This window comes from Streptomyces sp. NPDC058632 (genome assembly GCF_042717095.1).
Classification (GTDB): Bacteria; Actinomycetota; Actinomycetes; order Streptomycetales; family Streptomycetaceae; genus Streptomyces.
Window position 1 is genome coordinate 12,870 of record NZ_JBHXQZ010000060.1, and the last position, 21,088, is coordinate 33,957.

Below are 21,088 nucleotides of genomic sequence, written 5' to 3' on the forward strand. Positions count from 1 at the left end.
GGCTCCGGACACTTCGGCTGCGAGGCCGACAAACCGGTGGACACCGGCACGCCGGGACCGGAGGCGGCGGGACCTGACCGAATCGGCTGCATCACGGCAGGAGGACGTGACCGCCGACGTCCCGCTCACTCCGGGAACCGCCCCGTGCTGCGCAGCGTCCACCGCCGCTCCGCGTACGCCAGGTCGTCGCGCCACAGCCGGGCGGCCGTCCGGCGCATCAGCGGGCGCAGCGCGGGCGCGGCAGCCCGTGCCAGCGCGAAGCCCCGCCGGTCCGAGGCGACGACGACCGCCTCGACCACCGCGGTCCGCGGCCGGTCGTCCGCCTCGCCGGTCAGCGGTGTGGCATGAGTCTCCACCACGGACGTGGCCCCCTCACCCTCGGTGATGTGCATGACGACGGTGCGCGGCTCCGGAGCGGTGAACTCCGCCCGGACCGGTACCACCAGACGGTTGGTCACCCGGAAGGAGACGTCGACGACGAAGACGTCGTCCTCCTCGCCCCGTGGCGACCGGGCCACCGTCAGGTCCACGAACGAGTAGGGATGGAACCACGAACCGTGCCACGGGTCGAGCCGGTTGGCGACCACGTCCTGCGGTTCGCACCGCCCGACCGCGGTGAACACGGCGTCCACTGCGTTGCCCGCCACCGGCCGTACCGGCACGAAGGGGCGCTCCGACGGCTCTTCGCCGCCGACCGGGTCGAGGCGGACCCACACCAGTACGCCGTCGTCGTGCACCGGGTACGGATCCCAGCCGGCGAACGGCCCGCCGTCCAGGGCCAGTCCGTGCCAGTGGCACACCAGTCCGCCGCACACCACCCGGCTGTCGCGCAGGGGCGCACCGAGGTGCGGGCAGGCGCCCGGTCCCGCGCGCAGCTCTCCCGTGTCCGACCGCCACACCACGACCTCGACGCCGCCCACCGTACCGCCGTACGGGCGGCCACCGGCGCGCACGTCCCGGGAGGCACCGACGACGAACCAGTTGCCCGACGGACGGGCGGACGCCCGCCCCAGCGCCTCGGCGATCAGGGCCGGGCGTGCCTCCCGCCAGGTCGGGGTCTGTGCCGCCCAGCGCGACCGGCGACGTCGCCGCAACGGTGGTGTCCAGCCGGCCCGGTCCGTTCGGTCACTCACTGCACGGGTCCTTTCCTCCGGAGTGCCGCGTCACCCGCCCGGGGCACCGCGTGTGAGGCGCGGGTGCGCCACCGCGCGCCGACGATCTGTACGACTCCTGCGGCGGCCGTCGCCGTACGACGCCCCCGCGACACCACCGCACGGCGGTGCAGCACCGAGTACCCCTGATCCGCGATCGCGTCGAGGATGCCGCCGTAGAGCGTGAACGCGGCGCGGACGCAGGGGCGCGTTTGGGGGTCGAGCATGGCGATGCCGGGTTCCGCCGCCCGGTACACCTTTCGCGTCATGGCCTCGGCGGCGACGAGTGCCGCGCGGATGCGCGGGTCGCGACGCCCGGTGCGACGGCTCCACTCCAGCAGCGGACGGTCCACGCCGTGCGTGGTGAGCAGGTCCGCCGGCAGGTAGACGCGGCCCCGGTCCAGGTCCTCTCCCACGTCCCGCAGGAAGTTGGTGAGCTGGAACGCCTCCCCCAGGGCCGCCGCGTGCGGCGCCGCCTCCTCCCGGGGTACGACCGTGCCCAGCACCGGCAGCATCTGCAGCCCGATCACCGCGGCCGAGCCGTGCATGTAGGCCCGCAGGTCGCTGTAGGTCGGATAGTCCGTGACGTGCAGGTCACTGAGCATCGAGCCCAGGAAGTCGGCGAACAGCACGTGTTCGATGCCGTACCGGCCGGCGGTGTCGGCCACGGCACGGACCACGGGCTCGTCCCCGCCCCCGGTGCGCAGCCCGTGCGCGAGGTCGCTCTCCAGGCACCGCAGCAGCCGGTCACGTTCCTGTGGCGTCCGGTGCCCGCCGAGGTCGTCCACGATGTCGTCCGCCCAGCGGGCGAAGCCGTACAGCGCGTGCACTGCGGACCGGCGTTCCACGGGGAGAAGACGGGTGGCCAGGAAGTAGGTCCTGCCGTGCCGGGCGTTGAGCCGCCGGCACTCGGTGTAGGCGGCGCGCAGGGCGGGATCGGTGATGTCGGCGGCGTCCAGTTCACGACGGGTCATGGACGCCTTCCGCGGTTGAGGCGACGGCACGGGTGGAGCGCGGTGCCGGCGGACGGGCGCGGCCGGCGTGAGGGTTCTGGAGGCCGCCGGTGACGCGTGCGGCGGCGAGCTTGCCGCTGATGAGCACCGTCGGCACGCCGACACCGGGGGTGGTGCCGCAGCCGGCCAGCACGGCGTTCTCGAGGCCGCGCACCAGATTGCGCGGGCGGAACGGGCCCGTCTGGGCGAAGGTGTGGGAGACCGAGAAGGGGCTGCCCGCCGCATGCCCCTGTGCCGCCCAGTCCAGCGGGGTCACCAGCATTTCCTCCTGGACACTGCCGGCGAACCCGTCCAGGCCCCGCCGCTCCAGCTCGGCGACCAGGCTGTCGCGGTAGCGCGGGCCCAGGTCCCGCCAGGCGGCGGCGGAGGGACCGACATCGGTGTTCGGGCAGGGAGCCAGTACGTAGTGGAGGTGCCTGCCGGACGGCGCCATGTCCGGATCGTGCGCTGTCGGCCGGGTGATCAGCAGGGACGGGTCGCTCATCAAGCGCCCCTCGACGGTCAACTCGTCGAAAGTACGTTCCCAGGCCGCGCCGAAGGAGAGGGTGTGGTGGGCGAGGCCGGGCCAGGTGCGGTCGGTCCCGGCGTGCAGGATCACGGCGGACGGTGAGTGACGCAGCCGTACCGGGCGGCGCGGGGCGCGGCCCAGCAGCCGGTGGGCAGTGGGCAGCTCGCAGGTCAGCACGACCGCGTCGCACGGGATCCGCTCGCCCGACGCCAGCCGCACGGCGCGTACACGCCCGGCCGAGCGTTCCAGCGCGGTCGCTTCGGCCGACCAGTGGAACGCGGCACCCGCGCCGGCTGCCGCGTTCGCCATGCCGCGCGGCAGCGCGTGCATGCCCCCCTTGGGGAACCAGACGCCGGCCACGGTGTCCATGTAGGCGATCACCGCATAGGCCGCGAGAGCCCGCGCGGGCGCGACACCGGCATACAGGGCCTGGAAGGAGAAGACCCGGCGCAGACGCTCGTCGGAGAGGAAGCGGCCGATGCGTCCGTCCAGCCGTCCGAACCCGCCCAGCACCGCCAGACGGGCCAGGTCCGGGTGCAGAAGCCGGAAGGGCGAGTCGAAGTTCGTGTCGATGAAGCGCCGCATCTGCGCCCGGTACAGCCGCTCCAGCCAGTCCCGCAGCCCGCGGTAGCCCGCCGCCTCGGCCGGTCCGGCGAACCGCCGCACCTCCGCCTCCATCGCCTCGCCGTCGGTGTGGACGTCGAGCGACGTCCCGTCCGCGAAACACGCCCGGTAAGCCGGGTGGAGCGCCATCAGCTCGACGTGGCGGGAGAGGCTGTCGCCCACGGCGGCGAAGGCCTCGTCGGCCAGGTGCGGCATGGTCAGCACCGTGGGACCGGTGTCCACCTCATAGCCGCCGAGACGCAGGCGGCCGGCCCGGCCGCCCGGTCCGGGGTCCCGTTCGACGACCGTCACCCTGCGGCCGGCGCCCAGCAGGTGCAGGGCACATGCGAGGCCGGACAGCCCGGCACCCACCACGACGACGTGATCCGTCGGCCCCGGTACCGTTCTCACGCGGCCTCCCCGGCGCGCTCCAGTGCGACGCCCGACGCCCGTGCGACCAGCGCGGTGAAGTCCTGCCGTACGGCGGACTCGGCGCCGGTCCTCGCGAAGTGCCGCAGGCTCGTCGTCGCCAACTCCGAGATCCTTCTCTCCACGGCGGCCCGCGCCCCGGTCCGTTCCAGCGCCGCCCGCATACGCTCCACGGCCTCCTCCGACCGGGAGACCGCGCCGGGGGCGAGCGCTTCGGCGGCCCTCTCGTCACCAGAGGCGTCGGCGAGTCTCAGGCCGACAGCGAGCAGGTAGGTCAGCTTGCGTGTCCGCAGGTCGTCACCGGCCGGCTTGCCCGTCAGGGCCGAGTCGCCGAAGGCGCCGAGGAGGTCGTCGCGGAGCTGGAAGGCCAGACCCGCACACCGTCCGGCGGAGCGCAGCGCGTCCAGGGCGTGGGCCTGGGCGCCGGCCAGGGACGCGCCCAGCGTCAGCGGGCGCTCCACCGTGTACAGGGCGCTCTTGAGCGTGGCGATGCTCAAGGCCTCGTCGACGCAGGACGACCCGGACGCCTGGGCGTGGATGTCCCGGTACTGCCCGGCGACCATCTCGCCGCGCATGGCCCGCCACTCGTGGTACAGCCGCGGGCCGTGCGGCGAGCCGAGTGCCGTCTCGGTGAGCAGGTCGTCCGCCCAGGCCAGGGCCAGATCGCCGGCCAGCACCGCGGCGGAGGTCGCGAAGGCCTCGGGTGAACCGTTCATGCGTGCGGCGCGGTGCATGCGGGCGAGGTCCACGTGCACCGCCGGCGCGCCCCGGCGCAGCGAGGATCCGTCCATCACGTCGTCGTGCATGAGAGCGCATGCCTGGACGAGTTCGAGGGCCGCGCCGGTGCGCAGTACCGCCGTCGCGTCGCCCGAACCGCCCGCGGCCCGCCACCCGCACCACGCGAACGCCGTACGCAGCCGCTTCCCGCCCCGCCGGACGAACGCGGTGACCCGGCCGGCGACATCACGGGCGAAGACCGGATCCACGTCGCGGGCCCGGCACAGCCCTTCGTCGAGGACATGCTCGAGTTCCGCCTCGACGGCCCGGACGGCGTCGAGGGCCGTGAGCGGACCGTTGACGGGCCCCACCGGTTCGGCCGCAGTGGGCCGCAGTCCAAGCATGCACAACCCCTTCTCACTCTCGGTCACCTGCACACCAATGCTTCCGCCGAGCGCCCCGGTGCGGATGCGCTGATTCCTGCCCGGTGCGGAGCCCGTCCTGGATGACAGTCACCCCATTGGCGCAGCCGGCGGGGGAGGGCCGTCCCCCCGGGGGCGACAGGGCCCCTGACGGCCGCTCACCCGGGCCACGTGGAGTTCCGGGCGACGTCGACGAAGTCGGTACGGCGCAATCCGGGGACGAAGTGCTCCAGGACGTCCGCGTTCACCGTGCCGAAGGTGGTGTCCGGGCGGTGCCCGAACCCGTCGGTGAAGGCATGGAGGATCTGCCGCTTCAAGTCCGGGCGGGGATGGGCGGCGGTGACCCCGGCGATCCGGGCCCGAGTGAGGTGGGTGAGGTTCAGGCCGAGCAGGTCGGTCTCCACGCCCGCCGTGGTCCCGGCGATCTCGGGCGCCGTGTGCAGGGCGACGGCCGTCCGGACCGTGTCCGCGTCGGCCCGGGACAGGCCGTGGGCCGGCAGGAACGTGCGGGCCCGGTCGGCACCGTCCCTCTCGAACCGCTGGTCGTCGCCGCGGTACGGCGCCACCGGACCGGTGTCGTGCAACAGCGCCGCCACATAGAGCAGCTCGGGGTCGGGCCGGAGCCCCAGCACCGTGACCTTCAGACTGCCGAACAGGAACACCCGGCGGGAATGACCGAAGATCAGCGGCGGTGTCGTGGTGCGGATCGGCTCCGTCGCGAACCGGGCCAGCTCGCTGTCCGGGATCTCCACACCAGCGATCTTTTCACCCATGGCTGCCTCCTCGGCGGTGGTGGAACTGCCGGCTCCACCATCCGTCCCCCGGGGCCACTGCGTTCGCTACCGGTTGGTTGAAAAACCCTTCGAAATGGTCATCCCTGCAGCGGAGCGTGTCATTCGCCGGGGACGGTGGGGGGCTCTGCCCGCACCGCCGTCACGGCCGGCGCCTCAGCCGATGCGAGCTCCCGCTCCGCCGACACGGACGCGCGGATCACCCGCGCGCAGCGTCACCGTGAGTTCGCCGGGACGGCCCAGGTCCTCGCCCTGGTGCAGGGTGAGGACGGCGTCCTCGGGGACCAGACCCAGCTCACGGGCGTACGCACCGAACGCGGCGGCCGCGGCGCCGGTCGCAGGGTCCTCGACGACGCCGCCGACGGGGAAGGGGTCACGGACGTGGAAGACGGTGGCCGACTCACGCCACACCAACTGGACCGTGGTCAGGTCCCAGCGGTGCATCAGGGCTTCGAGGCGCGCGAAGTCGTACGCGAGATCGGCGAGGCGGGCACGCGTGGCCGCCGCGAGGACGAGATGCCGGGCACCGGCGAAGGCGATACGGGGCGGGAAGCCGGGGTCGAGGTCGGTGGCCGGCCAGCGGAGCGCGGCGAGTGCCTCCGCGAGAGCGTCGTCGTCGACCTCCTCGATGTACGGCTCGACGCTGGTGAGTGTGGCCCTGACCGTCCCGCCCTCCTCGGCCACCTCCACCGGCACGACGCCCGCACGGGTCGCGAACACCAACTCCCCGGGGCCTGTCCGCTCGGCGAGCGCGACGGCGGTCGCGACGGTGGCGTGCCCGCAGAACGGCACCTCGGCCCTGGGGCTGAAATAGCGGATGCGGTACGCCCGCCCCTTTCGGCCGCCGAGGCCGTCCGAAGGCGCGGTCAGGAACGCGGACTCCGAGTATCCGAGGCCGGCGGCGATGGCCAGCATGTCGCTGTCGTCCAGGCCGGTGGCGTCCAGCACGACACCGGCGGGGTTTCCGCCGTCGGGGGTGCTCGAGAAGGCGGTGTATCGCAGCACCTCGGGCCGTGGCGCATTCGTCGTCATGCTCGCGGCAACGCGGGGCGGGCCCGCGGCCATTCCCGGACGCGGGTGGAGCCGCGGCCGGCCGCCCCTCCCGACCCGGCCGCCGGTGTGCGTGCTCCACCCCCACCCCTTCCCCCCTGGCGTGGTGCCGGGGTTCGGCTCAGCCGGTCATTCCAGGAAGGTCGCGACCAGCGTGGCGAACTCGTCCGGGGTGGCGAGGCGGATGCCGAGCTGTTCTGCCTTGGCACGCTTGGAGCCGGCTCCTTCTCCGGCGACGACGAGGGTGGTTCTCTTGGAGACGCCGGAGGAGGAGCGGCCGCCGGCCCGTTCGACGAGTTCGTTCATCTCGTTGCGGGAGAGCTTCTCCAGGCTTCCGGTCATCGCGCCGGTGACCACCACCGTCATGTCCGCCAGTGGGCGGTCCGTCCCGGCCGTGTCCCGGCCGTCGGGAGCGGCGTCGGCGGCCGGGGGCGGGGTGGCTCCGGGCTCGGTCATGTTGACGCCCGCCGCGACGAGTTTGTCGATGAGCGGGGCGAGTTCGGCGAGCTCCGCGACGATCGAGGGTGCCTTCTCCGCTCCGATGCCGTCGACCTGCTGCATTGTTTCGGTGTCGGCGGCGCGGATGCTGTCCATGGTGGCGAAGTACCGGGCGATGCGCCGGGACATGGACCGGCCGGTGCCACGGACTCCGAGCGCGCAGAGCACCCGCGACAACGGCTGTTCCTTGGCCTTGGCGATTGCCGCGAGCAGGTTGTCGGTGCTGGTCTCGCCCATCCGGTCCAGGCCGAGCAACTGGTCGCGCCCGAGGGCGAACACATCGGCGAGATCGGAGACGAGGCCCGCGTCGACCAGCTGGACGACGCGGGTGGCTCCCAGGCCCTCGATGTCGAGCTGGTCGCGGCCCGCGGCGTAGGAGAGCGAGGCGACCAGGTGGCAGTTGCGGCCCTGCGCGCAACGCCAGCGCTCTTCGCCGGTGTCGATGTCCGACCCGCAGCGCGGGCACTGCTCGGGGAAGACGATGGGCTGTTCCTCGCCGGTGCGCAGGTGGGCGACCGGAGCCTCCACGCGGGGGATGACGTCACCGGCGCGGTGGACCATGACGTGGTCGCCGAGCCGCAGATCGCGGCGGGTGATGTCGGCCGGGTTGTGCAGGGTGGCGTAGGTGATGGTGGAGCCGTCGACGACCACGGGTTCGAGAACTCCGCGCGGGGCGATGATTCCGGTCCGCCCGACGTTCCACTCCACCTCCAGCAGCCGGGTGATCTTCTCCACGGCCGGCAGCTTGTACGCGATCGCCCACCGGGGGGCGCGGGAGCCGGAGCCGGCGTCGCGCTGGTCTGCGGCGAGGTCGGCCTTGATGACGATCCCGTCGATGCCGAACGGCAGTTCGGCCCGTAGTCCGGCGATCTCCCTCACCCTGGCCAGGATCTCCTCCGGCGACTCGGCCACGGAGTCCGGGACCATGGTCGCGGCGCTGGTGTGCACGCCGAGCTCGGCTGCCAGGCTCATCAGGTCGCTGTGCGCGAGCTCCGTCAGCCGCTCGGCAAGGGGACGGTCGGTGTCGGGCAGCGGCAGCAGTCCGTAGCCGAAGAACGTCATCGGCACCGTGTAGAGCCGGTCCTTCGCCCGCAGGGTGCCCGCGGCCGCGTTGCGCGGATTGGCGAACGGCTGACCGCCGTGGCCCGTGCGGGCCTCGTTCGCGTACTCGAACTGGGCGGCCGTCATCAGGACTTCACCGCGCACCTCCACGGTGACCGGCTCGGCCAGCCGCTCGGGCAGCCCCACCACGGTGCCGATCGCGTGCGAGACGTCCTCCCCGGCCGTCCCGTCCCCTCGGGTGATCAGCCGGGTGAGGCGACCGCCGCTGTACCGGGCGACGATCGCGAGCCCGTCCAGCTTCGGGCCCACACTGAAACGGGTGACCTCGCGGCCGACGCGCCGGGTCAGGGACGCCGTCCACGCAGTGAACTCCTCCGCCGAGAACACGTTGTCGAGGCTGAGCATCGGTACCGTGTGCGGTATGTCGCCCTCCACCGCGCCGCCGGCCACCTTGCCGGTGGGGGAGCCGGGCAGCACCTCGTCCGGGTACTCCGCCTCCCAGGCGGCAATTCCGCGCACCAGCCGGTCGTAGGTGTCGTCGTCCAACGGCGAGGTACCGCCCTCGTAGTAGGCGGCCGCCGCGCTCACGGCGTTCTCGACCGCCTGAGCGTAGGCGGCGGCATCCACGATCACTGCTGCGGGAGTAGTCATGACCGGCATCATGCCGCCCACCACTGACAACAGGCCCGGACGCCGGCCCGCACCTCATCGTCTCGAGGTCACGACCGGGTCCGGACTGCTGAACCGGGAGCGGCGCGGCACCAAGTGCCCCCGCGTGCGGTCAGCCCGGTCCCCGGATGCTGTCGATGACGCGGGTCCAGTCGTCGCCGTGCCCGTCATCGATCGCGCGCCGGTAGTGGGACCGCACGGCCAGGGGGAGCGCGAGGCCGAGGCCGAGTGACGTGCTGGTCTCCACGATGCGGTCGGACGTCGCCCCCCATCACGGTGACCGTGCTGAGGTCACCGGGATGTTCTCCGGCATCCAGCGCGGCGCCGGGGCTGTCCTCACACGGCTGAGTGCCCCCGGTGACGTGGTCGCCGTCCCCGTCATTCGACGTGGGTGATCAGGCGCAGGGCGGCAGTGACGGTGTCCCCCAGCGGCGGGCCCGCCGCCGGGTCGGGCCGTAGGGCCCAGTCCTCCACCGCGATGCGCAGCGCGGTGTTCAGTACGCCCGCCTCCACGCGGACCGCGAGGTCGTCGGCGGGGCGGCCGGTACGGTCGGCGATCATCGCGGCGAACTCGGCCTCGGCGTCGTAGTGCGCCTCCAGCCATACGGCACGCAGTCCCGGTTCGTCCCGGCACAGCCGTACCAGGTCGCGCAGCACCCCCGGATCCTGCTCCGCGCCCTCGCCGTGATGGGCGTGCAGGACGGACTCGGCGAGCGGGGCCGTGCCGTTCTGGTCCCGTACCTCCCGTGCCAGGGTCTCCAGACCGGTGGTGAGCAGGGGGCGGACGCACTCCTCCTTCGAGCGGAAGTACCGCCACAGGGTACGGGTGGAGATTCCCGCAGCGGAGGCGATGTCCTCCGCGGTGGTCGCCGCCACGCCCTGCGCGACGAACAGCCGCACCGCCTCCTCGGCGATCTCGCCGCGCGTCTCGGCGCGTCGTCGCTCCGTCAACGGCGGCCGCCCCGTGGCACCACCCACCCGTCCGGTCATGCGTACCCCCTTCGCTCGCTGCGCACAGTCTATTTTGTGTCACGCCGTGCCGTAATGGCACGTCATGTCTTTATGTCACACCGCGACAATAAGTAGTACGCTGATGCGCGTCGGCGAACGACGGCAGTCCGTCGGCGCATCGACATATCCATACGTCGAGCAGAGGAGTTCTCATGGGCGCCACATCCGGTGCGGGGCTGTCCGGCAAGAGCGTCGTCGTCACCGGGGCCGCCTCCGGCATCGGCCGTGCGGCCGCGCTGCGGTTCGCCGCGGAGGGGGCGAAGGTCGTCGTCGCCGACCTGAACGGCGACGGGGCCGGGAGCGTCGTCGACGAGATCCGGTCGGCGGGCGGCACGGCGGTCGCCGTCGCTGGAGACCTGAGCGACGGCGCGGTGGTCGACGCGGTCGTGGCCGCCGCGGTCGACGCCTTCGGCGGGATCGACGTCCTGGTCAACAACGCGGGCGTCATGGACAGCATGTCCGCGCCGCTGGATGTCACCGACGCCGAGTGGGAGCGGGTCCTGCGGATCAATCTCACGGCGCCGTTCCTGCTGACGCGGGCCGTGCTGCCGCACATGCTCGCCGCCGGCGGCGGAGCCGTCGTCAACACCGCCTCCGAGGCGGCGCTGCGCGGCAGCGCGGCGGGCACCGCGTACACCGTCTCCAAGCACGGTGTCCTCGGGCTCACCCGCTCCCTCGCCGTGATGTACCGGGACCAGGGCATCCGCGCCAACGCCATCGTGCCGGGCGGCACGATGACCGGTATCTCGACCGGCCTGGAGGTCGACCGGGAGGCCCACGGGCCGGCCGTGGTCGGCCGGTACATGGTCAACATGGGCCGCGTCAGCGAAGCGGAGGAGCAGGCCGCCGCCATCGTCTTCCTCGCCTCCGACGCCGCGAGCAGCATCAACGGCGTCGTCCTGCCGGTGGACAACGGCTGGTCGGCGGTCTGACTCCGCCCGGTCCCGGGGCTGCCCAGGCCCCGAAGCTGCCCGGACCGGTCCCGTCCGTCGGCGCGGCTACTCCCGCTGTCGTATGCGACAGCATGGCGCGGCTCGTGCGGTGTGGTCGTGACGACCTTCGACCGTCTGCCCGCCCGTCTGCGGACGCTGCCCCCCGGGGGCCGTGGACGTCCTGGTCGTGGCCGTCGTCGGGCTTTTCACCGGGTCGGACGCGGCCGCCCCGGCGGGCGCTCGGGCCGGTTTCCTCCCAGGTCCTCGCCCACGAATGGATCAAGTTCCGCGGCGTCCGTTCACTCGTGTTCACCATGCCGGCGACGGCCCTCGTCCCTGGGCCGGGCGCCGTGTTCGTCGCGGCGACGGGCAGCCTGCAACCGGACGACACGGTGCTCGGCGGCAGCCTCACCCTCTCCGTCGTCGCCCAGATGCTCGTCGCCGTGGTGGGAGCATTGGTGAGTGATCACCGGCGAGTACGGCAGCGGCACCCTCCGCACCACCTTCGCCGCCACCCCGCGCCGCACCACCGTGCTCGCGGCCAAAGCGAGCCTGGTCGTGGGCCTCGCGTGCACCGTCGCCCTGGTCTCCTGCACCCTCGCCCTCGCCGTCGGGACCGCCCTGCTCGACGACGGCGCCCACACCCCGGGCGAGCCGTGGCCCGCCCTGTTCGGCGTCGCCGGCTGCTTCACCGTGGCCGCGCTGCTGGGCCTGGCGACCGGTGTACTCGTCCGCCGCCCCGCGGGCACCGTCACCGCTGCCATCGGCCTGCTGCTCCTGCCGTCCCCGCTCGGCCCGCTCTTCGGCGACGACGCGCACACCATCGGTCCGCAGGCCGCGAGCGAGGACATGAGCGAGATCCCCGCGGCGTTCGGCGGGCCGTTCACCTACTTGGGGCATCGGCGGCATCGACCCCGCCCGCTACGCCGAGGCCGCGCGAGGCGGCACCGTCGCCGAGGACATCCCCGTCAACCACAGCCCCTTCTTCGCCCCCGTCGTCCAGCCCACCCCGGACACCGGCGTGCGCGCGCCGACCGTGGCCGCCCTCGCGTGACTCGGGGTCCGACCAGGTTCCTGACCGCGTCTCGGGCGTGATCCGCCGAAGACGCGGTGCGGGTCCTACGGCACCCCGAGTTCGAACAGGACGTATCCCGCGTACGACCCGGAGGCCAGCGCCGCCGTGCCGAGCACGGTGGCCAACGAGGGCAGCCGGAGGCGGCGCATGGCCAGGGCGAGCGGGATCAGGAGGGGGAACAGGGGGAGGAGATAGCGCGAGACATTGCCGAAGTACTGCTGGGTGCCCATCACCATCAGGTACGACAGCACCGTGTACACGACGAGCACGGCGGGTGGGCGCAGCCGGACCAGCAGCACGGTGAGGACCGGCACGAGCAGGACCACCCCGACACCGATGACGTCCTCGAAGGGCATCGCGAACAGATAGTCGAAATGGCCCACGGGGACCGAGGTCAGGACGTCGAGGCTGTGTCGGCCGTAGTCGAACGTGTGGCCCCACGCGCCGTCCTGGAGCTTGGTGTACCCGCCCCAGTCGCCCATGCGGTGGCCGACCCAGCCGAGGTGGCCGAGCGCCCCCAGCGGGGCGATCGCCACGGCGAGCAGCGGACGGCGGATGCGCTCCCGCCGCCGGCACACCGCGATCAGTCCGGCGACGGCCAGGGCCGCGACCAGGGTGACGGCGGTCGGCCGGGCGAGCCCGGCGAAGAACGTGAGCAGCCCGGCGACGAGCCAGCGACGGGTCATGACGGCGTAGCAGGCCCACACGGCCAGGGCCGTGTAGAGGGACTCGGAGTACACCGCCCACTCGGCGCCGGAACCCGGCCACACCGCCCACAGGCCGACGGCGACCAGACCGGCCCGCCGCCCGCCCAGCCGGGCCGTGACCGCGTGGATCCCGAGCGCCGCGACGAACGAGCAGACGACCGAGACGGTCATTCCGGCGCCGTACGGGCCGAGCCCCGTGACCTCCGAGACCAGCCGCATCAGCGTCGGGTAGAGCGGGAAGAACGCCGCCGAGTTGCCCTTCAGGGTGATCATGCCGGTGGCGCCGGGGACGGGCTCCAGGGCCGGGTCGTAGCCGTGCAGGGCGATCTGCTGGTACCACCAGCCGTCCCAGCTGCCCAGCACGTCCCAGGTGTGGTCGCCGCCGCCGAAGCGGGGATGCTTCTCGCGGAAGTCGCCGGCCGAGTCGAGCAGGTACATGAAGACGGCGAAGCCCACGAGCTTCAGTACGCCGTACGTCGCGAGGACGGGCCCGTGGCGCGCGACGGCACGCCGCAGCCGCTTTCGGGGGTTCCGGCCGGCGTCCGCAGCAGGGGAGGCGTCGGAGATGCCGGCGGCGCCGGGTGCCGGAGCCGGCGCCGGGCCTGCCTGGTTCGCCGGGTGGCCGGTCCGGACGGTGCTGCTCATGAGGCGGAGGGTCCTGTCGTATGGCGGGCGCTGCGGCCTGGGAACACCCAGGACCGAAGGAGGAGGAAGCGCAGCAGGGTCGCGGCGAGGTTGGCGAGGACCAGGATCAGCAGTTCCGTGCCGGGACCGGCCCCGGGGACGGCGCGGTGCAGGACGGCGAGCGACCCGCTGGTGAGCGCGAGGCCGACCAGGAAGGCGGCCAGCCCTTTGAGCTGGTGCCCGAGCACCCCGGGCCGGCCGCGCACCCCGAAGGTCAGCCGCCGGTTCGCGGCCGTGTTGGCGACCGCGCTGGCCAGCAGGGCGAGCGCGTTGGCGGCCTGGGCGCCGGTGAAGGCCCGGAGCGCCGTGTAGAGCAGCAGGTGGCACAGGGTGCTGGCGGCACCGACCGCGGCGAAGCGCAGCAGCTGACCCGCCAGGCCGGGCGGCAACTCCGCGACCCGTTCGAGACCCCCGCCCCGGCGCAGCGCGGTCAGCGGCAGCCGGCCGCCGGCCAGGGCACGCCCCAGCCGGGCCATGCCGCGCAGGTCCGCCAGCGCCGTGGACACGATGTGGACCCGGCTGTCGGGATCGTCCACCCAGTCGACCGGCACCTCGTGGATGCGCAGTCCGGCCCGCTCGGCGATCACCAGGAGTTCGGTGTCGAAGAACCACCCCCGGTCCTCCACCAGCGGCAGCAACTGCTCGGCGACGTCCCGGCGTACGGCTTTGAAGCCGCACTGCGCGTCGGAGAACCCCACGGCGAGGGTGCCGCGCAGCAGACCGTTGTAGCAGCGGGAGACGATCTCCCGCTTCGGTCCGCGCACGACCTGGGAGCCGCGCGCCAGCCGGGTGCCGATCGCGAGGTCCGAATGCCCGGAGATCAGCGGGGCGACGAGCGGCAGCAGGGCCGCGAGATCGGTGGACAGGTCCACGTCCAGGTAGGCGAGCACCGGGGCCCGGGAGCCGGACCAGGCGGTGTGCAGCGCCCGCCCGCGCCCCTTCTCGGCCAGCCGGATCCAGCACGTACCGGGCAGTTCCAGGGCCAGCCGGGCGGCGATCCGCGGGGTGGCGTCGGTGCTGGCGTTGTCGGCGACGGTGATCCGGAAGGAGTACGGGAACGTCCCCACGAGATGCGCGTGGAGCCGCCGGACGCACCGCTCCAGGTCCTTCTCCTCGTTGTGCACGGGAACGACCACGTCGAGCACGGGATCAGGGTGCCCGTCGTCGCTGTCCCCGTCGCCGTTGTCGGCCGGCGGCGTACGAGGCGGCAGGAGCGTGGGCGGGGCGGGTGCGTCAGGTGTATCGGATGCGACGGGGGCGCGGCGGTCGGCCGGTGCCGACCGCCTGGCGGTTCTCATGGCTGGTTCACGGTCGCTTTCCGGCGTACGGCACGACCCCTCGTTGTGAGGTGGGCATGCCAATGCGCTCGCGGTAGTGATCGGAGTGAAGGTCCCGGGCCGAACGGTGCCCCGGGCGGGGAAGGGCGGTGCGGTGCTGCGACTACCCGCTTCCGGCCGATTCGAGGCCGGCCGGGAAGGTGGGCGAGGACGGAGGCCCGGAGGTGGGCGGAGGTGAAGCCGGCGCCGTGGTCACGGATGGAGAGGAAGGCACGGGCGCCCGCCCGCTCCCGCTCGTCGTGGCAGGCGGTGAGGTCGAGGTCGAGGTCGGCGTGCGGTTCCCCGGGGCACTGGTGCCGGCGCCCGTGGTGACGGGCGGGCTCATGGGCGGGTGGGAGGTGCTGGGAGCCGGGCTCGTCGCCGGCGGAGTGGGCGTCGGGATCACCGGGGGCGGCGTCGGACTGGTCGCGGGCAGCGGACGGTGATCGGCGGGTGGCCGGGAGTCGGAGCCGAGGCCGGGCAGCAGGGCGAGTCCGGCGCTGAGCCCGGCCACCGCCAGGGCCGAGCCACCCGCCCGCCACAGCGTCCGGGACCGGTGACGGGCCCGGATGCCCTGGTGCAGCCGCTCCCGCTGCTCGGAATCGAAGGGGGTCTGCTGCCGGGGGCCGCGCATCATGTGCGTCAGCTCCCGCTCGAAGTCGTCCATCGGTTCTCCCTTCACCCCACGGGCCTGACGGCGTCGGACAGGATCTGCCGCAGTCGCGCCACGCCCCGCGACGCGTGGGACCGGGCGGTGCCCACCGGGCAGCCGAGGGCCCGTGCCACCTGGGCCTCGGGCAGGTCCTCGCAGTAACGCAGCACCACCGCGGCCCGCTGCCGGGGCGGCAGCAGGGCCAGTGCGGCCTCCAGCCGCGAGCGTTCGGCCACGGCCGACGACACATCGCCCGGTTCGGGCCGGTCGGGCAGCTGCTCCACCGGACGCTCACCCCACCAGCGCCGCCGGGCGGAACGGGCCGCCAGCCGCACGAGCACCTGGCGGACGTACGCGTCCGGCGCCTGCTCGGCGACCTTCGGCCAGGCGAACCACAGCTTCACCAGGGCCTCCTGCACCAGGTCCTCGGCACGCTGCCGGTCGCCGCCGGTGAGCAGACGCGCGACATGGAGCAGCGTCCCCCAGCGGGCAGCCACGAACTCGTCGAAGCCGTCTGCCCGAAACCGCTCCATCCTCACCATCCCGTCCGTTCAAACCCCTGCACCCGGACAAAGACGCTGGACCCCGCCCCACGATGCACCCGGCCCCTGTGATCCACCTCACTTCGCGCAGGCGAAGGGGCGGGTCACGGTTCCGCGGCCGTGTGATCCGACCGGCGAACTCATGACCCGCCCCGTGTGCCGCCCGCCGTGCCGCAGGCAGGCGGAGGATGCGCGGCAGCCGCTAGGTGCGGTCGCCCTCGTCCCAGCGCGGCCGGTCCTGCGAGGTGCCGGTGCGGCTGCCGGAGCTGCCGCCGTGCAGGTCGTGCGGCCTCAGACGGTCGCCGTCGCGGGGCATCTCGTCGGGCTCCCGGCGTTCACGGACCTCACGGACCGGGCCGCCCTCGGGCATACGCGGCTGCTCGTCCGGGCGCGGCCTGCGGGAGTCGCCGCGCCGGACCCGGCGGCTGCCCGAGGCGAAGAGGCCGATCAGCAGGCCCACGACCAGCACGGCCACCACGACGAGCCCGATACCGGCGGCGCCGCGGCCGACGGCGAGATCGCCCGCCTGGGTCCAGGAGGAGTGCGTCGGGACGTTCATCGCAATGTTCGACATGAGGTGCTGGTACCCCCGACCTCCCGATGTATCGGCAGGACAGGTCCGTCCGTCGTGGTTTGACCGTCCGTGGTCAGGGCTACCCGCCCGGTGTGGCGTCGACATCCCAGGTGTCCCAGCAGGAGCTGTACCGGTATCTCGAGGACCGGTTCGCCTGCGCGCAGGCGTGCGCGGAGTGCTCGCGGGCCTGCGCGGTGCGGGCGAGCCTGGTGGATCCCGGCGGCGGCGCACCCCAGGAATTCGTGCGGCGCAAGGGCGTCATCTGCGCGGAGGTGTGCGACGCGACCAGCCGCGTGCTGTCCGAGGGCAACCAGGCGGACGAGGAGACCGTCCGGGTCCAGGTCGAATGGTGCCGGCAGGTGTGCCTCGAGGGTGCGCACGCCTTCGACGGACACCCCGGCGCGGAGCGCACGGCCGAGGCGTGCCGGACCTGCGCGCGGGCCTGCACGGACTTCCTCGACACACTGACTCCCCCGGCACACTGACGTCACACGCGTGCGCGGCACCGTACAAAACCGGGTGAGACATCGCCATACTGGACGGGCCAGGGGAGGGCGCGTTGGACACTTACGGGGGCGGACGATGGGGGACGGCAGGCTGATCCACGGCCGGTACCGGCTGGTCGATCCGGTCGGGCGGGGCGGCATGGGGGAGGTGTGGCGGGCACGCGACGAGTCGCTCGGCAGGGAGGTCGCGGTGAAGTGCCTCAAGCCGGTGGACGCACAGCACGACCATGCGTTCAGCCGGGTGCTGCGCGAGCGCTTCCGGCGGGAGGCCCGGGTGGCGGCGTCCCTGCAGCACCGCGGGATCACCGTCGTGCACGACTTCGGCGAGTACGACGGTGTGCTGTACCTGGTGATGGAGCTGCTCCAGGGCCGTGACCTCAGCCGGCTCCTGGAGGACAACAAACAGCACCCGCTGCCGGTCGACGAGGTGGTGGAGATCGCCGAGCAGGTCGCCGCCGCTCTCGCCTACACCCATGACCAGGGCATCGTGCACCGGGACCTGAAGCCCGCCAACATCGTGCGGCTCGCCGACGGCACGGTGAAGATCTGCGACTTCGGCATCGCCCGCCTCGGCCACGACATCGGGTTCACCTCCCGGCTGACCGGCACCGGCATCGCGATGGGAACCCCGCACTACATGTCACCGGAGCAGATCAGCGGCACCGACGTCGACCGGCGCAGCGACCTGTACTCCTTCGGCTGCGTGCTCTACGAAATCGCCACCGGGGTTCCGCCGTTCGACCTCGACGACGCGTGGGCGGTCCTCGTCGGGCACCGTGACACCCCGCCCCGGCCGCCGCGCTGCCACCGCGCCGAACTGCCCGAGCGCCTGGAGCGGATCATCCTCGACCTGCTGGCCAAGGAACCCGGCAGGCGCCCCGACAGCGCACGCGAACTGGCCCGCCGCGTCGACGCGTTGCGGGCCGCTCCGGCCCTGCAGCCGGTGCCGACGGCGGGCCGGGCGGTCGAGGCGGCCCAGGCGGCCCAGGTGGTCCCGGCGGCGGTGTCGACCGCGGCTTCGGCCGTGGCCCCGGTCGCGGTGCCGGACTGGCCGGAGCCCGCCGGCCAGTCCGCCGCGGATGACCGTGCCGTCCCGCCGCGCTGGGCCACCCGGCCCGAGCCGGTGGGCAGCGCGCCCCGGCTTCCCTCCTGGACGCGCGGCATGACCTCCGGCCGCAAGGCGGTCGCCGGACCGCGCAGCACCCCGCCGGACCCGGCGGGCGGGCTCTTCGGCGAGTGGATCGCCCGCCCCACGACCGGCCACGACGGCCCGCCCCCGCCGGACGAGCGGCCCGCCCCGTCGCCCGAGGCGGTGACCGCGCTGGCCGCACGGCACAACGCCGGACTGAGCCTCGGCCGCCTCGGCCGCTGGACGGAGGCGGGGGAAGTGCACCGGGCGGTGGCAGCGGAGCGCGCCCACCTCCTCGGCCCGGACCACCCCGACAGCCTCGCCAGCCGCTACGAGGCCGCCTTCGCCCTCAGCCGCACCGGCCGTGCCGCCGACGCGCTGCGCGAGTACAAGCGCGTGGCCGAGACCCGCATCCGCGCGCTCGGCTCCGAGCACCCCGACACGCTCGCCGCTCGCCAGGAAATGGCATACGTACTTGCCCAGTTGGGCCGGCCCTTCGATGCCCATCAGGTGTATCTGGCGGTGCTCTCGGCCCGCGAGCGCACCATGGGTGCCGAGCACCCCGACACCCTGTGCTGCCGGCACGACCTCGCCTTCAACCTCAACAGGCTCGGCCGCCTGGAGGACTCGTACCGCATGGCGTGCGGGGTGGCCGCCGCCCGCGCCCGGGTGCTCGGCCCCGAGCACCCGGACACTCTGCTCACCCGCTACGAAGCCGCTTACACCCTCGGGCAGTTGGGGCGGTGGGCGGAGGCCCTGGAGGCCTACCGCGAGGTCGCCGAGGCCCGTGCGCGGGCGCTCGGCCCGGACCACGCCGACACGCTCGCCGCCCGCTACGAGATCGGCATCGGACTCGGTCGGCTCGGCCGCACCGCGCAGGCTCTCGACCTCTACCGCGGCCTGGTCGACGACCGCACCCGGGTCCAGGGCCCCGCCCACCCCGAGACCCTGCGCGCCCGGCACGGCCTGGGCGTCAGCCTCGGCCGGCTCGGCCGCTGGGCCGAGGCCCTCGCCGAGTCCCGCGCGGTGTGCGCGCTGCGCGAGAGCACCCTCGGCGCCGACCATCCGGACACTTTGGTCAGCCGTCGTGAGGTCGCCGTCGGCCTGGGCTGGCTGGGCCGCTGGGCGGACGCGCTCACCGAGTACCGCCGGGTGGCCGACGCCCGTGAGCGCCTCCTCGGCGCGGACCACCGCGACACCCTCGCCGCCCGCAACGACGAGGCCCAGTGCCTGGAGCGCCTCGGGCACAAAGACGCGGCTGCCGGGCTGTACCGCGAGGTGACGGCACCGCGGCAGCAGCGGGCGGTGGGCGGAGTGTGACGGACGGCGGACGGTGAGGGCGGACGGCGGGTACGGGAGCGGAGGGTATGCCGGTGCGCCGGGGTGACCGGTGCGGTCTCCGAGTAGGGGCATCACTCGCCGCCTGGTCGGCACGGATCTTCACATGTTACGAAGAACCATGACCGCACACGAGGGAACCGGAACCCGGACATACGACGCCGTCATCGTCGGCGGAGGCCACAACGGCCTTGTCGCCGCCGCCTATCTCGCGCGGGCCGGACGCTCCGTGCTGGTGCTGGAGCGGCTGGACCACACGGGCGGGGCGGCGGTGTCCACCCGCCCCTTCGCCGGTGTCGACGCCCGGCTGTCCCGGTACTCGTACCTGGTCAGCCTGCTGCCCCGGAAGATCGTCCGGGAGCTGGGGCTCGACTTCCGGATACGCTCCCGCACCGTCTCCTCGTACACCCCCGCCGAACGCGGCGGCCGGCCCACCGGGCTGCTCGTCGGCGGGGGTGAGCGGCGCACCCGCGAGGCGTTCGCCCGGCTCACCGGCTCCGACCGCGAGTACCAGGCCTGGCAGCGCTTCTACGGGATGACCGGCCGCGTCGCCGAGCGTGTCTTCCCCACCCTCACCGGGCCGCTGCCCACACGGGAGGAGTTGCGCCGCACCGTCGACGACGAGGAGGCCTGGCGGACCCTGTTCGAGGAACCGATCGGTGTCGCCGTCGAGGAGAACTTCACCGACGACCTCGTACGGGGCGTGGTCCTCACCGACGCCCTCATCGGCACCTTCGCCGACGCCCACGACCCCACGCTCGAGCAGAACCGCTGTTTCCTCTACCACGTCATCGGCGGCGGCACCGGCGACTGGGACGTGCCGGTCGGCGGCATGGGCGCGCTCACCGACGCGCTGGCCACCGCCGCGCGCGACGCGGGCGCGGTCATCGCCACCGGCCACGAGGTGGTACGCATCGACACGGACGGCCGCACCGCCGAGGTCACCCACCGGACGGCCGACGAAGAGGGCGTCGCCGCCGCCCGGCACGTCCTGGTGAACGCCTCCCCGCGAGAACTGGCCCTACTGACCGGCGACACGCCCCCGGCCCCCGCCGAGGGTGCCCAGCTGAAAGTGAACATGCTGCTCACGCGGCTGCCGAGGCTGCGTGACAACTCCGTCGACCCGCGCGAGGCGTTCGCCGGGACCTTCCACATCGCCGAGGGATACGGGCAGCTGGCCGCCGCGCACGCCCAGGCCGCCGCCGGTGAGCTGCCCGCCGCTCCGCCCTCCGAGATCTACTGCCACTCGCTCACCGACCCGACGATCCTCGGTCCGGAGCTCGCCGCCCAGGGCTACCAGACGCTCACCCTCTTCGGCCTGCACACCCCGGCCCGGCTGTTCGCCCACGACAACGACGCCGTACGCGAGGAACTCCTCGCCGCGACGCTCGCCCAGCTCGACGCCCATCTGACCGAACCGCTCGCCGACTGCCTGGCTACCGACGCCGACGGACGCCCATGCCTGGAGGCGAAGACCCCGCTCGACCTGGACCGCGACCTCGGGCTGCCCGGCGGGAACATCTTCCACCGTGCCCTGGCCTGGCCCCACACCCAGGACGGCACCGGCCGCTGGGGGGTGGAGACCCGGCACGCCAACGTCCTGCTGTGCGGCGCGGGCGCGGTGCGCGGGGGAGGGGTGAGCGGGATACCGGGGCACAACGCGGCGATGTCGGTGCTGGAGGCGAGCTGACGGGGCGACCGGACCGGGA

At 73.5% G+C, this 21,088-nt stretch carries 17 protein-coding genes and 2 pseudogenes; 6 read left to right on the forward strand and 13 right to left on the reverse strand.

What is annotated here, in order from left to right; translation table 11 throughout:
• Positions 1–125: 125 nt before the first annotated feature.
• The 9 genes and pseudogenes from ACFWVE_RS22440 to ACFWVE_RS22480 form a co-directional block, all read right to left on the reverse strand.
• Positions 126–1,133, reverse strand: a complete 1,008-nt coding sequence (locus tag ACFWVE_RS22440) for a DUF5914 domain-containing protein (protein WP_384016628.1) — start codon at positions 1,131–1,133, stop codon at positions 126–128.
• A complete protein-coding gene (locus ACFWVE_RS22445; protein ID WP_384016632.1) occupies positions 1,130–2,125 on the reverse strand; it encodes a phytoene/squalene synthase family protein in 996 nt (331 codons plus the stop codon). The genes ACFWVE_RS22440 and ACFWVE_RS22445 overlap by 4 nt, the downstream gene beginning before the upstream one ends.
• A complete protein-coding gene (crtI, locus tag ACFWVE_RS22450; RefSeq protein WP_384016635.1) occupies positions 2,112–3,686 on the reverse strand; it encodes a phytoene desaturase family protein in 1,575 nt (524 codons plus the stop codon). Before crtI ends, ACFWVE_RS22445 begins: the two co-directional genes overlap by 14 nt.
• Positions 3,683–4,825, reverse strand: a complete 1,143-nt coding sequence (locus tag ACFWVE_RS22455) for a polyprenyl synthetase family protein (protein WP_384016638.1) — start codon at positions 4,823–4,825, stop codon at positions 3,683–3,685. The genes crtI and ACFWVE_RS22455 overlap by 4 nt, the downstream gene beginning before the upstream one ends.
• Before the next feature lie 176 nt (positions 4,826–5,001).
• Positions 5,002–5,616, reverse strand: coding sequence for an HD domain-containing protein (locus tag ACFWVE_RS22460; RefSeq protein WP_384016641.1), 615 nt, complete (start codon positions 5,614–5,616; stop codon positions 5,002–5,004).
• A 174-nt stretch (positions 5,617–5,790) separates the two neighbouring features.
• Positions 5,791–6,666: a PhzF family phenazine biosynthesis isomerase gene (locus ACFWVE_RS22465; protein WP_384016644.1), complete on the reverse strand. Its 876-nt coding sequence runs from the start codon at positions 6,664–6,666 to the stop codon at positions 5,791–5,793.
• Positions 6,667–6,813: 147 nt separating this feature from the next.
• Positions 6,814–8,895 (reverse strand): NAD-dependent DNA ligase LigA, encoded by a 2,082-nt coding sequence (gene ligA, locus ACFWVE_RS22470; RefSeq protein ID WP_384016647.1) that lies wholly within the window; start codon positions 8,893–8,895, stop codon positions 6,814–6,816.
• A 130-nt stretch (positions 8,896–9,025) separates the two neighbouring features.
• A pseudogene (locus ACFWVE_RS22475) lies at positions 9,026–9,251 on the reverse strand (NAD(P)-dependent oxidoreductase); the annotation flags it as partial.
• Between the two features lie 40 nt (positions 9,252–9,291).
• The gene (locus ACFWVE_RS22480) at positions 9,292–9,903 is read right to left on the reverse strand and encodes a TetR/AcrR family transcriptional regulator (RefSeq protein ID WP_384016649.1); all 612 of its coding nucleotides are present in this window, start codon (positions 9,901–9,903) and stop codon (positions 9,292–9,294) included.
• Between the two features lie 173 nt (positions 9,904–10,076).
• Here ACFWVE_RS22480 and ACFWVE_RS22485 point away from each other — a divergent pair, with 173 nt between their 5' ends.
• Together ACFWVE_RS22485 and ACFWVE_RS22490 are read left to right on the forward strand one after the other, a co-directional pair.
• The gene (locus tag ACFWVE_RS22485) at positions 10,077–10,856 is read left to right on the forward strand and encodes an SDR family NAD(P)-dependent oxidoreductase (protein ID WP_384016652.1); all 780 of its coding nucleotides are present in this window, start codon (positions 10,077–10,079) and stop codon (positions 10,854–10,856) included.
• An 801-nt stretch (positions 10,857–11,657) separates the two neighbouring features.
• Positions 11,658–11,910, forward strand: a pseudogene (locus ACFWVE_RS22490) (amidohydrolase); the annotation flags it as partial.
• A gap of 65 nt (positions 11,911–11,975) precedes the next feature.
• Here the strand turns inward: ACFWVE_RS22490 and ACFWVE_RS22495 are convergent.
• Positions 11,976–13,283, reverse strand: a complete 1,308-nt coding sequence (locus ACFWVE_RS22495; protein WP_384016655.1) for a hypothetical protein — start codon at positions 13,281–13,283, stop codon at positions 11,976–11,978.
• Complete coding sequence (locus tag ACFWVE_RS22500; RefSeq protein WP_384016658.1) at positions 13,280–14,620, reverse strand: glycosyltransferase; 1,341 nt, start codon at positions 14,618–14,620, stop codon at positions 13,280–13,282. Before ACFWVE_RS22500 ends, ACFWVE_RS22495 begins: the two co-directional genes overlap by 4 nt.
• Before the next feature lie 227 nt (positions 14,621–14,847).
• On the opposite strand from ACFWVE_RS22500, the gene ACFWVE_RS22505 reads away from it, so the two are divergent.
• Positions 14,848–15,084, forward strand: a complete 237-nt coding sequence (locus ACFWVE_RS22505; protein WP_384016661.1) for a hypothetical protein — start codon at positions 14,848–14,850, stop codon at positions 15,082–15,084.
• 232 nt (positions 15,085–15,316) lie between these two features.
• Here the strand turns inward: ACFWVE_RS22505 and ACFWVE_RS22510 are convergent, their stop codons facing one another.
• Both ACFWVE_RS22510 and ACFWVE_RS22515 read right to left on the reverse strand, forming a co-directional pair.
• A complete protein-coding gene (locus ACFWVE_RS22510; RefSeq protein ID WP_384016663.1) occupies positions 15,317–15,823 on the reverse strand; it encodes a SigE family RNA polymerase sigma factor in 507 nt (168 codons plus the stop codon).
• Between the two features lie 211 nt (positions 15,824–16,034).
• Entirely contained in the window at positions 16,035–16,406 is a 372-nt protein-coding gene (locus tag ACFWVE_RS22515) for a DUF6479 family protein (protein ID WP_384016666.1), read from the reverse strand.
• Between the two features lie 92 nt (positions 16,407–16,498).
• On the opposite strand from ACFWVE_RS22515, the gene ACFWVE_RS22520 reads away from it, so the two are divergent.
• The 3 genes from ACFWVE_RS22520 to ACFWVE_RS22530 all read left to right on the forward strand — a co-directional run bounded on the left by ACFWVE_RS22520 (position 16,499) and on the right by ACFWVE_RS22530 (position 21,069).
• Positions 16,499–16,891 carry a ferredoxin gene (locus ACFWVE_RS22520; protein WP_384016669.1) on the forward strand — a complete coding sequence of 131 codons (393 nt, stop codon included), beginning with the start codon at positions 16,499–16,501 and terminating at the stop codon, positions 16,889–16,891.
• A gap of 97 nt (positions 16,892–16,988) precedes the next feature.
• The gene (locus ACFWVE_RS22525; protein WP_384016671.1) at positions 16,989–19,361 is read left to right on the forward strand and encodes a tetratricopeptide repeat protein; all 2,373 of its coding nucleotides are present in this window, start codon (positions 16,989–16,991) and stop codon (positions 19,359–19,361) included.
• A 139-nt stretch (positions 19,362–19,500) separates the two neighbouring features.
• Positions 19,501–21,069, forward strand: a complete 1,569-nt coding sequence (locus ACFWVE_RS22530; protein WP_384016674.1) for a phytoene desaturase family protein — start codon at positions 19,501–19,503, stop codon at positions 21,067–21,069.
• The last annotated feature ends 19 nt before the right edge of the window (positions 21,070–21,088 follow it).